Genomic DNA, 13,218 nt, shown 5'->3' with positions numbered 1-13,218 from the left:
AGGTCTTCTGAACGCCAGAAAACTCAACAAAGGCATTGTTCGTGCCTGGCATCGACCCTCTTCCCTCCCCCGCTCGCCTGGCGCGCGCCCTTCCGCGGCAACCGGTCGAAAACCGGGCCACGATCTTTTTCCTGACGCGTGCGCGGCCAGGATCGCAGGGACGCACCTGCATACGGCGCCTGCTTTTATAAATATGTATTGCTTGCCGGCGCTGGTTTTCATCGAAATGGAAGCACAACGGCTAAAATTCATCGCAATTCAGGCCAAGCCAGAGGTTTTCCTCACCTGCATTATCGAACGGAGCGTCCTTGACTGGCCGCACCGTGTGCAGATCATCACGCTGTTTGACAATGAATTGCTCGTTCAGGCTTACCCGGTCGGCGACCACCTCTTGGCGGCGCCACCAAGCCGCAAGTTGCCGCTCCTGGAGGTTTTCTATCGGCTCATTCCCGTTATGGCGCAGTAAAGGACGGAGCTTGCTCATCGTCTGCATGCTAGATCGATACCGCATCGCTTCGATGAGCGGATTTCATCCGCCCACATTCGATTCTACTGGCCGTGACGTCGTTTGAAGGTTGAACCGGCCGGCGAAGGCAGCATTGGAGCTTCAATCGCCATCCCTAAGAAAGAACCGGGGATTCACAGAGGGGTCGCTGCCATGCTCTCTCGATCGCGGAGCGCTGAAGCAAAGCCATTTCGCTCCGTTCTGAAGCAAGCCCATGCGTTTCTGCTGCAGGTGACCAACACCTGCGAGGCTGACGGAGACCGGCAACTCCGATCGTTGTGGCGCCGGTTGCCTATGACCAGGATCGCTGCTTTACCTTGCGGAATTTGCTTGGCGCCAAGGGACTCGTCTGCATGGGTCGGCCGTAGTCGACCCATTGTCACACGACGTTTGCGCTTGACTGCTCGACTGCAGACAGAGCGGCAAAGGTGATGGGATTTCTCAGCCGCGCGATTTCGATCGGCCCGTACTAACGTACAGCAAACAGGGGAACGGGGGCTTCCGGGGCGGCGGCCTTGAATATCACCTTGACCCTCGTACCTATCGACAGTGCAGCCGGATCTGCGCCGACTACGTTGGTCAACATTATCGGCCCCTCGGTGAGCGCTACATAAGCGAGCACGTACGGCTCGTTCCCCATGCGGTTTACAGAAAACGAGTGAATCTCGCCCTCCCCTGGAGACTCCTGCCAATCGATATCGGTCGATAGACAGTGCGGGCAGATTCCTCGTGGATACCAGTGAGTCCTATGGCATTGTTGGCACCGTGGTAGCACGAAACGGCTATCGGCGGCTGCATCCCAAAACGGCTTTGTCTCAGGACTATGTGCGATAAAGTCTGTGCCCGTCATTAGTGATTACTCCCGTTCCAGGATGAGGGTGGCGCTACTGTGGCGTGTCCCCATTAGCCACCCCGTGCCATGTGCCAGCGCCAGGGCGCAATCCTTGACCTGCACGGCGGGATGGGCCTCGCCTCGCAACTGGCGAACGGCCTCGATCACCTTGGTGATTCCGCCCCGCATCGCTGGATGGTTGCTGCATAGACCACCACCATCTGTGTTGAAGGGCAGCCCGCCGGCGCCGGAGATTAGGTTTCCGTCGGCAACAAAGCGGCCGCCCTGGCCCTTTTCGCAGAACCCGAGATCCTCCAACGCGATGAGGACGGTGATGGTGAAGCTATCGTAGACGGAAGCGTAGCGGATATCGCTTGGCTTCACACCGGCCTCGGCAAATGCGATAGCGCCTGACTGCCTGGCTGCTGAAGCGGTAAGCTCGACCGCACCTGCCGATTGCCCCTGGATGCCCTCGCCCGACCCGATCACCTTCACCCGCGGACGCTTGAGGCTCTTGGCGATCTCTGGGCGCGTCACCACAACGGCGCCGCCGCCATCCGAGATGACACAACAGTCGAGCCGGTGCAGAGGGTCAGACACCATTGGAGACGCCAGCACATCTTGAGTGGTGACCACCTTACGTAGCATGGCGTGTGGATTGTGCTGTGCATGGTGAGAAGCAGCGACTTTGATCCACGCCAACTGCTCGCTAGTGGTCCCGTACTCATACATGTGACGACGTGCGCACAAGGCATAGATATCCAGCAGGCTTTGCCGTAGCGGCCGTTCCCACAGCAAATCCGGCTGAGTTACGTCCGGTTGGAAATTGACCGGTGCGCTGCGAGGACGTCCAGCCAATGTGACCAGGGCCACGTTGCATTTGCCGGCCGCAATAGCTTGGGCGGCATGGGCAATGTGTTGCAAGGGAGCGGAACCGCCAATATCGGTGAAGTCACAATGCCGTACCTTGAGATTCAAGAAGTCGACCATTGAGACCGGGCGGAAGCCTGGTTCGTCGCCCGCCGAAAAGTAGCCATCGACGTCGTCTTTGGTCAAACCAGCGTCGGCCAGTGCGCCGGCGGCACATTCGGCGTGAAGCTGCGCGACTGACTTGTCGGGCGCTTTACGCGTGGGATGCTCATACGCACCGACGATATAGGCTTGTTCATCGCGAACCATCGCGTTGCATTCCTTCTTGGTGATTGGCCTTGTTGTCGAAATGTACCCTCGTCCCTGGCGCGTCACTACGTGAGAGAGGCGAAGACCTTGCCTTGTGCCGCCAACCGCTTGATGAGCGATGCCGGCTCAAGCGAGAGATCGTTGGTCTGTTTTGCATGGAAAGCGAGCCGGTCGACGATATGCATGAGGCCGACCTGGTCAGCCCAATACATCGGTCCGCCCCGATAAACCGGCCAACCAAAGCCATAGAGCCACACCACATCGATGTCGCCCGGTCTGGCGGCAATCCCTTCTTCGAGGATGTGCGCGCCCTCATTGACGATCGAATACATCATGCGCTCGAGAATTTCTTCGTCGCTGATGGCTCGGCGCTTCCGGCCCAGGCGAATGAGCGTCTCGTCAATCAGTGTCTCAACGTCCGGGTCCGGAATTGGGGCGCGAGAGCCGGGCTCATACTTGTACCAGCCCTTGTTGGCCTTCAGGCCAAAGCGGCCAGCCTCGCAAAGGGCATCGGAGATCTCTGATTTAACGCCCCGATCCTTGCGCGAAAGCCAGCCGATATCCAAGCCTGCCATATCGCCCATGACGAACGGTCCCATCGGCATGCCGAATTTGGTCAGAACTGCATCGATCTGATGGGGCAGCGCGCCCTCGAACAACAGCTTGTCTGCCTGCTTGAAAGCCGGATCGTACATGCGATTGGCGACGAACCCGTGGCAGAGGCCGACGACAACCGGCGCCTTGCCGATCTGGCGCGCAACCGAAACCGCGGTCAGCAGCGCGTCCGGAGCGGTTCGAGGTCCGCGCACGATCTCGCACAACTTCATCACATTGGCAGGCGAGAAGAAGTGCATGCCAAGCACGTCCTGCGGCCGATCGGTGACAGAAGCGATCTCGTCGATATCCAGGTAGCTGGTGTTGGAGGCGAGGACCGCGCCCTGTTTGGCGTATTTGTCGAGTTGCGCGAACACCTCTTTCTTGACGGCCATCGTCTCGAAGACCGCTTCGATGACAAGGTCCGCATCCTTCACATTGCTGAGGCCGACCACGGCGTTGATCAAGGCCATGCGTTTGGGGGGAGCGTCCGCCGGGATACTGCCACGCGCGGCCGATGCTTCCCAGTTCCTCTGAATGGTGCCCAAGCCGCGCTCGAGCTGTTCTTCCGTGCTCTCAATTAGAGTCACAGAAACGCCGGCATTGGCGAAGGACATCGCGATGCCGCCTCCCATGGTGCCAGCCCCGACGACCGCCACACGTTCAATCTGTCGAGGCCTCGTCCCTTCGGGAAGCCCTGCAAGTTTGTTGGCAGCACGCTCGGCGAAGAACGCGTACCGTTGCGCTTTGGATTGATCGCTTCGGAGCAGCTTGTTGAAGCCTTCAAGCTCCTTTTTGAGCCCTTCTTCGAACGGCAGGTCGATCGCAGCACCGACGGTATCAGCGGCGGCGAACGGCGCTTCCAGCCCGCGCGCCCGCCTGGTCATTGAGGCAACTGCGTTGGTGAAAATCGAGCGGTCGGCCTTTGCCGCGGCGAGCTTTGAATCATCGTCGCGAAGCTTGCGTATCGGCAGCCGCTCGGCCAGAACCTTGCGGGCGAAGGCTTGCCCGCCGGCCGCTGCAGTTCCCACGATTTCCGCGATCAAGCCACTACTCAGTGCTTCTCGCGCAGTGATCGGATCACCCCCCACAATCATCTTCACCGCAAGCTCAGGCCCCACGGCGCGGGGGAGGCGTTGCGTTCCGCCACCGCCAGGCAATAGGCCCAGCTTGACTTCGGGTAAACCGAGTTTGGCGTTTTCGGTCGCGACCCGGAAATGGCAAGCCAATGCGACTTCCAACCCTCCCCCGAGCGCGCTGCCGTGGATGGCAGCGACTACGGACTTGGGCGAGTCCTCAATGACCGCCATAAACTCGTCCCATGTGGGGGGCTGCGGCGGCTTACCAAATTCGGTGATATCCGCCCCCGCTATGAATGTGCGGCCGGCGCATGTCAGAACGATCGCCTTCACCTTCGGATCAGCGATTGCCAGGTTCATGCATCGCAAGATACCGCCGCGGACCGCAGCACTTAGCGCATTCACGGGAGGATAGTCGACCGTAATAGTGGCGATGACATCATGACGTTCGAGTTTCACGACCTCAGTCATGCGGCAGTACCTCTATTTGTGTTTCATTTTCTTGATCACTCATCAGTCCTCCGAGCGATGCGAGCCGTCCGAGGTGATGGTCGGCATTTCCAAACAATGTGTCGATCATCGTGACGCGCTTGAAATAATGGCCAACGCTGTATTCCATCGTCATGCCGACGCCGTCATGCACTGAATCGACTGTTGGCCGATCGCTTTCGCTGACTGGCCGATTTGGGCCTTCGCCGCGGAGGCCGCTCGAGCACGCTCCATCGCATCCTCTTCGGCTGCCATCATCGCGGCGTACATAGCCATGGAGCGCGACTGCTCCAGTTCCACGAACATATGGACGGCACGGTGCTGAAGCACTTGGAACGAACCGATTGTCTTGCCAAACTGCTGGCGCGTTTTCAGATAGTCGAGCGTGATCGATTGCAGCTTTGCAAAGCAGCCGACGGCTTCCGCGCAAAAGGCTGCAAGAGCCTCGTCCGCAAGCCGTCTCGACCGCGCCGCCGCCGAAGCCGCCATAATCCTCAGAAAACGGCAGAGCCACAAGCCCAAGTTCGGCACAGCCCGTCCACAGGTCGCGCCAAAGCCCACCCTCTCGTTCTGGTACTTGCGCCGACGGTCGAAATCGTACGTTTCGAGCATGAGCCGCTTAAGGTTTTCCTTGAGAAGCCGCTGCACCGGCGAAAGACGGAAATCCACTGGTAAATCTCCTGAATGCGGGCCGTGACAGCCCCCTTTAATCCAGCTGCGAAGAGTGTTGCGCTCCCCCGACCAACAATGAACGTCAGAGGCCGAGGATCGCCTTGGCGATGATGTTTTTTTGGATTTCATCAGAGCCGCCGTAAATTGAGACCTTTCGGACATTGAAATAGGCGGGCGCGATAGCTGCGGCCCAATCCGGACCAATCGGCGGATTGTTATGGGCCTGGATATCCTCGTCTGACCAGTAGGGTTGCGCATAGGGGCCGACGACGTCCATCAGGAGCTGCGCTGTCGTCTGCTGGATCTCCGAGGCCTTGATTTTCAGAATAGCGCTCGCGGGATCCTGGGTGACGCTCTGGTGTTTGGATGCGTTAGCCACCACGCGGAGCTGCGTTATCTCCAATGCCTTTAGGCGAACCTCAAGGGCCGCCACCTTTTCTCGAAAGGCACTCTGGTCGATCAGCCGCTCGTCTCCGACACGGCACAGAGTGGCAAGCGCCTTGATGCGGCGGACACGCTCTTTCGAAGAGCCAATCGTGGCGATGTTGAAACGCTCATTGCCAAGAAGGAACTTGGCGTAGTCCCACCCCTTGTTTTCCTCACCAACGAGGTTTTCGGCGGGGACGCGCACGTTGTCGAAGAAGACTTCATTGACTTCGTAGCTGCCATCGATCAGCTGTATTGGGCGCACGGTAATTCCGGGCGACTTCATGTCGACCAGGAGGAAGGAGATACCCAATTGTTTCTTAACGTCCGGATTGGTCCTGACCAGGCAAAAAATCCAGTCGGCATATTGGGCGAGAGTTGTCCATATCTTCTGCCCGTTAACTAGGTAGTGGTCGCCATCCCGCACAGCCCGTGTCTTGAGCGAGGCGAGGTCGGACCCCGCGCCAGGCTCTGAGAAGCCCTGGCACCGCCAATCATCTCCGTTTGCAATGCGCGGCAAGAAATATTTCTTTTGCGCCTTCGTGCCGAAGGTATAGATTACCGGGCCCACCAACGACGCACCGAACTCGGGCATTCCCTTTACCGGATACAATTGCAACTCCTCACCGAAAATATACAGCTGGGCCGGCGTCCAGCCGGTGCCACCATATTCTCTGGGCCAATCAGGCGCAGCCCAACCTTTCTTGTGTAGAATGCGCGTCCAGCCGACCATTTCGTCTCTGGAAAGACCCCGGCCTTCGATAATTTTGCAGCGCGTCTCCGGTGGCACGTGGTCGCGCAGGAATTGCCGCACTTCTGCGCGAAAGGCCCGCTCTTGTTCCGAGAACGAAAAGTCCATTTCGATTACCCTGTGAGGGAAATTCTGTTCAGGTTTTGTTGCGTTCAACCGAACGCCGGAAATGGGCCGCGACGGAGCGTCGGATTGACGGCAAAGGCGGCGTCGTATTCACGTCGCGAGCCACGAACAACCTGCGCAGGCGGTTGCGCAACGGCACGTTTGGGACGATGGCAGCGACATCCATTTGTCATGATCTCGACAGACTTGGCATTTTTTGCGCCAGCAAGGGGCAATACCCGCGAAAACACCTTGGGTCATAATCGGCGAGGGCGTGAGGTGCCGCTCCTTGCTCATTTGGTGCTCCGAAGTCGCCTGAGAAGGTCTCCGCTGCAGCGGGGTTCCTTAAACAGCTTTGATAGAGATCAGAGACGTAAAGCGCATCGGCGCACAAAGGCCGCAAAAGGCTTATCGACGTTGGATAAATTCTGCAAAAAAGTCGGCTATTTCGAGCCCCTGCCCCGCGCCTATGGCGGGACGAGATAACTGGGCCCGTATGGGAAGTAGGCAAAGTGCAGCCAGAGGACTTAATTATAATCGCGCAACCCGAGGCGAGGGCAGAATATGATTGCCGGGCGGCCCGACCCCGTTGATCTTCCGGTTCGTGATTGCGAGGGAGATCGCTTGCTGAGTGGCGATTTCCTTTGGCGGCTCACATCGTCGCTTTAAAGGTCCGCTGGCTCCGTGACCTGCTCCACCAGCCCGCTCGTGAGTTCGCGCCGCGGAGACGGGTTGATCAGCGAAGATGACCGCCCTCATTCGTGTGCGCTAGACTGATTACGCGGATGTCTGCAAACCCATGTTGATGCCGAGACCGAATCGGAGACGCAGGCGTGGATAACGCGCGATCATCCGAAATTCAGGCTGGTGGAAGAACGCCAGGTCCGATGCGAATCCTTTGATGGAACGAAGAGTCACGCGTTCCGCCTTATGCGATGTTCGCTTAGCCGCGGTCCGATGGATTCAGCGCAGGGAGTGCTGAGGCATTTAGCGCTTCACGGCTTTCGGCATCGTGCCAGAGGCGTACGAGTGCCAAGATCCGATCGACCGGCGACACGAGCGGCATAGAATGAACAGCAGCAGTGCTAACGCGAGCATGAAGGCCCACCTCGGTTCGACTGCTGTAGCATAGTGAGGGGGAATGGCGTTCGGGCTGCCGGCGATTCGGGCCGCTAGCATTACCATCCACGAATTTGATCTCTCTCCATCGTCTGTTCCAGATCCAGAGGAGAGGCTCTCCCTGCCGTTCGTCCTTGTTTCTACTTCGCCAGCCACGCGGTAAAGCGCTGGCCCGGTTCGTCGCCCTTCTCTGCCCAGAACGCGTAGTTGGGCACCATTGCGTTGACCTTATGAGCGGGCGCAGTCGGAAGGTGAGGCGGGACTGCCGGATCGACAAATGCGATCGCGTCAGTAGTACCGGGGGAATACGGAATATAACGTGTCAGTTCGGCCTTGGCTCGAGGCGCGGCGGCAAAGCCGATGAACTTATAGGCGTCGTCTTGTCGCAGGCTACCCTTGGGGATCACCCAGAAATCCTCAATTGGCAACTGGCCGTCCCACATAATTTCCCGATGCGCACGCCAACTGCGTTGGTGATGCTCAGCATGATGGCGGACGCTCCCGTAGCTGCGATGCATCTACGCGCCCAATCGAGATCGTCGGCTGCCATTCGTCTCTAATTCCTATGCTAGTTACGTCTGAGCAGTGGTGGACATCATCCGGGCAATTCGCTCGTCACGCAACTGCGTCCGCCGCACCTTGCCTGCTTCATCGCGCAAGGGCTCGTCCACAAACTCAACCGTGCGCGGTAGCTTATAGGTGACCAGCCGCTGGGCCAGGTGCGCCAGCAGAGCGTCCTTGACCAAACCGGGGCGAGCCTGGACGATGGCGTGGACGGACGAACCCATGTCCTCGTGGGGTAGCCCAACCACGGCGCTTGACATTACGAGCGGGTGCTCATCGATCGCCGCTTCTATCTCGGCCGGATAGACGTTGGAGCCGCCGACCAGGATCATGTCGGTGCGCCGGTCAGCGAGATATAGATAGCCCTCGGAGTCGAAATAGCCGATGTCGCCAATGCTCTCCCAACCGCCCGGCAGAACCCGGGCCGTAGCGCCACGGTAGGAATAAGACGGCGGCGAGCCCTCCGGGCGGCGCATGTAGATCTCGCCTACCTCACCGGGCGGCAGCGCGTTTCCCTCGGGGTCGAACGCCTTCATTTCGCCTCCGACCACGCGCCCAACGGAGCCGCGGTGATCGAGCCATTCGCTTCCGGTGATGGTTGTGCATGCCTGATCCTCGGAGCCGCCATAGAGCTCCATGATCACCTCGGGCCCGAGCCAATTGATGAAGGCCTCCTTAAGCCACGGCGGGCAGGGCGCAGCGAAGTGCCATAGGGTCTTCAGCGATGAGATGTCATAGCGGGCTCTAACCTCTTCGGGCAGCCGCCAGATCCGGCTCATCATGGTGGGCACCAGGTAGACCCAGGTAGCCCTGCTCCGCTCGATCTCGGCTAACACGCCTTCAGCGTCGAAGCGCTGCATCAGCACGAGATGGGCATCTTGGGTGAGCGCGTCCAAAGCGCAGCTGAAGGGGCCATTGTGATAGAGCGGTCCAGGGATCAGCGCCGTGTCGCCCGGCCCAAAGCGCCAGAAGCTCAGACCATTAGCTGGCTGCGCCCTTACTACGCCGCGCAAGCCGGACAAGATAAGCTTGGGTCGGCCTGTCGAGCCGCCCGAGGCCACGGCCTTCAATACGGGCGCCACGCGTGGCTCAACTGGCCGCTCATCGTCCGACATCGCGAGCAAGTCCTCGACTGTCGAGCAGTTCCGGCCAGCCTCCATGCCCGGCAAAGCGATCATTATCGCGGGAGCGGCGAGCTCAACGAGGGCACGCAACTCTGCAGTCGGCAAGCGGAAGGAAACCGGTTGCGGCGTCGCACCGACCTTCCAGATGGCCCAGCAGGTTTCAACGAAATTGACCCCGTTGGGCAGCCCGATGGTCACCAAGTCGCCCCGTTTTACGCCCAACCCCTCCAAGGCGCGAGCGATGCGATTGGACCTCGCCTCTAGCTGTCCGCAGGTTAGGGTCATTTCGCCGCAAGTAACTGCCGGAGCGTCAGGCGTCGCTTCGGCGCGGCGGGCCAGCTTCTCGCCCAAAGGGATGATCTCTTCAGCCATTTTTTCCGCTACAGACATTGCCTTCGTTCGACCCCGGGCGGCGTGCAGGATTTCAACCTGCTACCCACACGGATGATGCAGAAGAATTACCGTGTCCTGCAGAAGAAGATCGCCAATTTTTGCGTTAGCGGCACGTAGATCAGGCAATGTAGGTACTTGGGCGCCGAAATTCCTCGTGGCGATCAGCAGCGCCTGCACTGCGTGCAGCACGAAGATCCGCACGGAATGGCCGTTGAAAAAGATGCCGAAATAACGTTGCCGCTCAGTCTCATCGTAAGCGCAGCTCTGCGGCCCTTTTGAATGGCGTTTGACGTCTATTTTGTTCGCGTAGCGCGTCGCCGCGGTTTCCATGTGTCGGACAACGCGTTTACGGCGGCCTCGAGGGCATTCCGGTCGATCACGTTGGGATCGAACCGCTCCGGACCCCAGCGGCGCATATGTTCGTGCTCCGGATGAGCAGGGTCGCTGATGGCGTTGAGGTATTCGGCATAGCCTGGCGCACCGCCGACGTCTTCCGGAGGGCAACGACCGGCGGCCTCGAGCAGGAAGGGCATGCCCTCCGTCGTGGTGTTGTCGAACCTTTTTTCGAGCTTGATCACATGGTCCCAGCTGTCGCCGAAGTCATAGAGATAGTGGATGGTCTTGGCGCCGGTCTCTCGAACGATATCGTAAAACCGCGCTTTACGAGCATCCATGGGCTGGTGGCCGTAATCATTGTCGGGGTCGGGAATCCCCCAATGTGCCTCACCAGCGAAGAACTCGAAGAGGTGGCTGTTCGTCCAGCCAAACGCCTCCTGAAGCGTCAAATGCAGCCGGTCTAGGCGCAGGGTGACGGGTACGACAAGGCGACGCACGACCTCCGGTTTTACGTCCTTGAGGGTCACCTTGATCCGGACCGCGGTCCTGTTCAGGCTCATGCCGCCAGCCTCGGAACGTGTGCATGCATCGTGTAGATCGATGCCCAAGGGAGCAGTTCGTCCAGTCGCGCCGCAGGCCAACCATTGACGAGCTTCGCGAGAACATCAGCGAGCCAGTGCTCGGCACTGACGCCATTGAGCTTACAGGTCTCGATCAACGAACCTAGTACTGCCCAACTCTCGGCACCCTCGTCGCAACCGGCAAAAAGGGAGTTCTTGGCGTTGGGCTTGATCGGCCGCATCGCACGCTCGACCGCGTTCGTATCCATCTCGATGCGTCCATCATAAAGGCAGAGCGTCAGGCCGTCCCAATGACGCATCGCATAACGCAAAGCCTTCGCCGTGTCGCTCTTCTGCGCAAGGTGATCAAGCTTGGCCTCAAACCACTGCTTCAAGGCTGTAGCCAGAGATCGGGCATGCGCCTGCCTGCCAGCACGGCGCTCGGCATCCGATCGGCCGCGGAGCGCTTTCTCGACCGCGTAAAGCTGGGCGATGCGCTCAAGAGCCTCGCGCGCAACCGGAGCTGGCGCCGGAGCGGCCTCGCGCTCGATCTTCACAAACTGGCGCCTCAGATGCGACCAGCAGAAGGCGAGCGTCCCTGACAAGGCGTCCGCACGCGTCTCTCGGGTCATGGTCTTGTAAGCCTGATAGCCGTCGCAATGGATGATGCCGCGATAGCCTTCGAGCAGCCTCAAGCCATGGACGGCCCCACGGCCCGGTGCATAAGCGTAAACCACGCCAGGTGGGTCAGGTCCGGCCCAGGGCCTGTCATCGCGTGACAGCGCCCAGAAGTAGCCGGTTTTGGTCCTGCCGCGCCCCGGATCTAACACCGGTGCGGGAGTCTCATCGACACAGAGCTTCGAAGAGGCGAGCAGAAGCTGGCGCAGAGGATGCCACAAGGGCTTCAATTCCTGGGCGGCATAGCCGACCCAGAAGGCGAGCGTGGAACGGTCCAGCGCTATTCCGTGCGTCGCCAGCATCTGCGCCTGGCGGTAAAGCGGCAAATGCCAATGATACTTGGCGTCGATCACATGCACGACCAGCCGCTCAGTGGGCAATCCACCTCTGATCAGTCGCTCGGGAGCGGCGTGCTGGAGGACGACGCCCTGACAGGCGCGGCAGGCCAGCTTGGGTCGGCGGGTGACGATAACGCGATACTGCGCCGGTACGACGTCCAGCCTCTGGCTCTCATCGTGATCAATCTCAAAGAGGTCGCCCTCACAAGACGGGCAACAAGTCTCCGCTGGCATCAGGGTTTCGACGATGGGCGGCAAATGCTCCGGCAACTGGCCACGGTTGGCCCTGCGCGCGGCCGTCCTCTTCTCGCAAACTCTGGGATTGGCGCGATCCTCGGCCGCTTCGAGGGCTGCGACGGCCTGATCGATATCCTCCAGAACAAGGTGAAGCTGATCAGCGTCAAGCTTTTCCGAGGACCGACCGAACCGCGCATCTTTTGCAAGCTTGAGCAACCGCTCGAGCCTGGCGCAGCGATCCAGCAGAGCCGCGGCAAAGACGCGCAACTCGGCTGGATCGCTCGGCAGCTCATGAGGCAAATCACTCATTGGCCCGAGTTTGCCATGCTTTGCGCGCCGATGCAGCGAAGATTTTATGTCCTACGCAAGCGCTTTCGGCTGCGGGATTCGAGGCGCGTGCATGCGCGTCCAATCCATGCCGGCCAGAAGCGCCGACAGCTGGGCGGCATTCATCCGCATCACGCCGGCCACGATGGGAGGCCATTTGAAGCCGCTGCCATCGAGCCGCTTCCAGTACATCACAAGGCCGCTGCCATCCCAGACGACGATCTTCACCCGGTCAGCGCGCTTCGCACGGAAGACCACCGCCACGCTTTTCATCGGGTCATGGCCCAGCGTCGCCTTCGCCAACAGCGCCAAGCCCTCCGCACCTTTTCTGAAGTCCACAGGTTGCGTCGCTACGTAAATCGTAAGGCTCGCAGGCGGCGTCAGCATGAACGTGTCCGTCGAAGCGCTAAGAACACATCACTCAACACAGCAAAGCCAGGCGCCCCCCGCACCTCCACGCGTGCTCCCTGGAGCTCAACCGTCACAATGGCTGCTTCCGGCGACCCGGTAGGCTCTGCGGCCGCCGGTAACGCCGATTCCGACACTACCGGCACGAACGACAGCGTATCCGCCGAAGCCGGCAGCACCAACTGGCCCAAACGCGCCCGGCGCCGCCAGTCATGCACCTGCTGGGGCCGGCAGCCATGGCGACGTGCGACATCTGTTACGATCGCGCCCGGCTCAAGACTGTCCGCGACAATCTGCGCCTTCAAATCCTCTGGCCACTGTTTCCGGCCGCCGCCGGCGTACACTTCTATGCGCGATGACAACGGTCGTCTTATGTCGTCCGAATGGTCGTCCATTGTGAGCACCCTTCCAGAAGATGACTCTTCTAACGGCGCTCACAGGTCTACGCACAAACAATCTGATGGGCCTCGCAGCCCCGCTTACGTCTCATCCGTGGTGCTGA

Annotated in this window: 14 protein-coding genes; 1 reads left to right on the top strand and 13 read right to left on the bottom strand. The window is 59.9% G+C overall.

Annotated features, from left to right (window positions below; translation table 11 throughout):
* A partial coding sequence (locus QSV46_RS37915) for a hypothetical protein (protein ID WP_314963834.1) occupies positions 1-466 on the top strand: 466 nt, incomplete at its 5' end.
* A gap of 508 nt (positions 467-974) precedes the next feature.
* Here the strand turns inward: QSV46_RS37915 and QSV46_RS37910 are convergent.
* From QSV46_RS37910 to tnpA, 13 genes are all read right to left on the bottom strand, one after another.
* Positions 975-1,355, bottom strand: coding sequence for a Zn-ribbon domain-containing OB-fold protein (locus QSV46_RS37910; RefSeq protein WP_314963833.1), 381 nt, complete (start codon positions 1,353-1,355; stop codon positions 975-977).
* A gap of 6 nt (positions 1,356-1,361) precedes the next feature.
* Positions 1,362-2,516, bottom strand: a complete 1,155-nt coding sequence (locus tag QSV46_RS37905) for a thiolase domain-containing protein (protein ID WP_314963832.1) — start codon at positions 2,514-2,516, stop codon at positions 1,362-1,364.
* A gap of 65 nt (positions 2,517-2,581) precedes the next feature.
* The gene (locus QSV46_RS37900; protein WP_314963831.1) at positions 2,582-4,660 is read right to left on the bottom strand and encodes a 3-hydroxyacyl-CoA dehydrogenase NAD-binding domain-containing protein; all 2,079 of its coding nucleotides are present in this window, start codon (positions 4,658-4,660) and stop codon (positions 2,582-2,584) included.
* Complete coding sequence (locus QSV46_RS37895) at positions 4,653-4,814, bottom strand: hypothetical protein (RefSeq protein WP_314963830.1); 162 nt, start codon at positions 4,812-4,814, stop codon at positions 4,653-4,655. Before QSV46_RS37895 ends, QSV46_RS37900 begins: the two co-directional genes overlap by 8 nt.
* Positions 4,811-5,167: an acyl-CoA dehydrogenase family protein gene (locus tag QSV46_RS37890; RefSeq protein ID WP_314963836.1), complete on the bottom strand. Its 357-nt coding sequence runs from the start codon at positions 5,165-5,167 to the stop codon at positions 4,811-4,813. The genes QSV46_RS37895 and QSV46_RS37890 overlap by 4 nt, the downstream gene beginning before the upstream one ends.
* A gap of 265 nt (positions 5,168-5,432) precedes the next feature.
* The gene (locus tag QSV46_RS37885; RefSeq protein WP_314963829.1) at positions 5,433-6,635 is read right to left on the bottom strand and encodes an acyl-CoA dehydrogenase family protein; all 1,203 of its coding nucleotides are present in this window, start codon (positions 6,633-6,635) and stop codon (positions 5,433-5,435) included.
* Positions 6,636-7,891: 1,256 nt separating this feature from the next.
* Entirely contained in the window at positions 7,892-8,269 is a 378-nt protein-coding gene (locus tag QSV46_RS37880; RefSeq protein ID WP_314963828.1) for a hypothetical protein, read from the bottom strand.
* Positions 8,270-8,323: 54 nt separating this feature from the next.
* Positions 8,324-9,811 carry an AMP-binding protein gene (locus QSV46_RS37875; protein WP_314963827.1) on the bottom strand — a complete coding sequence of 496 codons (1,488 nt, stop codon included), beginning with the start codon at positions 9,809-9,811 and terminating at the stop codon, positions 8,324-8,326.
* Positions 9,812-9,871: 60 nt separating this feature from the next.
* Entirely contained in the window at positions 9,872-10,162 is a 291-nt protein-coding gene (locus QSV46_RS37870) for a hypothetical protein (RefSeq protein WP_314963826.1), read from the bottom strand.
* Complete coding sequence (locus QSV46_RS37865) at positions 10,126-10,728, bottom strand: plasmid pRiA4b ORF-3 family protein (RefSeq protein WP_314963825.1); 603 nt, start codon at positions 10,726-10,728, stop codon at positions 10,126-10,128. The genes QSV46_RS37870 and QSV46_RS37865 overlap by 37 nt, the downstream gene beginning before the upstream one ends.
* Positions 10,725-12,290: an IS66 family transposase gene (tnpC, locus tag QSV46_RS37860; protein WP_314963824.1), complete on the bottom strand. Its 1,566-nt coding sequence runs from the start codon at positions 12,288-12,290 to the stop codon at positions 10,725-10,727. Before tnpC ends, QSV46_RS37865 begins: the two co-directional genes overlap by 4 nt.
* A 51-nt stretch (positions 12,291-12,341) precedes the next feature.
* Positions 12,342-12,695 carry an IS66 family insertion sequence element accessory protein TnpB gene (gene tnpB / locus QSV46_RS37855; RefSeq protein WP_314963823.1) on the bottom strand — a complete coding sequence of 118 codons (354 nt, stop codon included), beginning with the start codon at positions 12,693-12,695 and terminating at the stop codon, positions 12,342-12,344.
* Positions 12,689-13,111 (bottom strand): IS66-like element accessory protein TnpA, encoded by a 423-nt coding sequence (tnpA, locus tag QSV46_RS37850; RefSeq protein ID WP_314963822.1) that lies wholly within the window; start codon positions 13,109-13,111, stop codon positions 12,689-12,691. The genes tnpB and tnpA overlap by 7 nt, the downstream gene beginning before the upstream one ends.
* Between the last annotated feature and the right edge of the window lie 107 nt (positions 13,112-13,218).

The sequence above is a fragment of the Bradyrhizobium cosmicum genome, assembly GCF_032290525.1.
Classification (GTDB): Bacteria; Pseudomonadota; Alphaproteobacteria; order Rhizobiales; family Xanthobacteraceae; genus Bradyrhizobium; species Bradyrhizobium cosmicum_A.
This window is presented reverse-complemented; position numbering and strand designations above follow the sequence as displayed.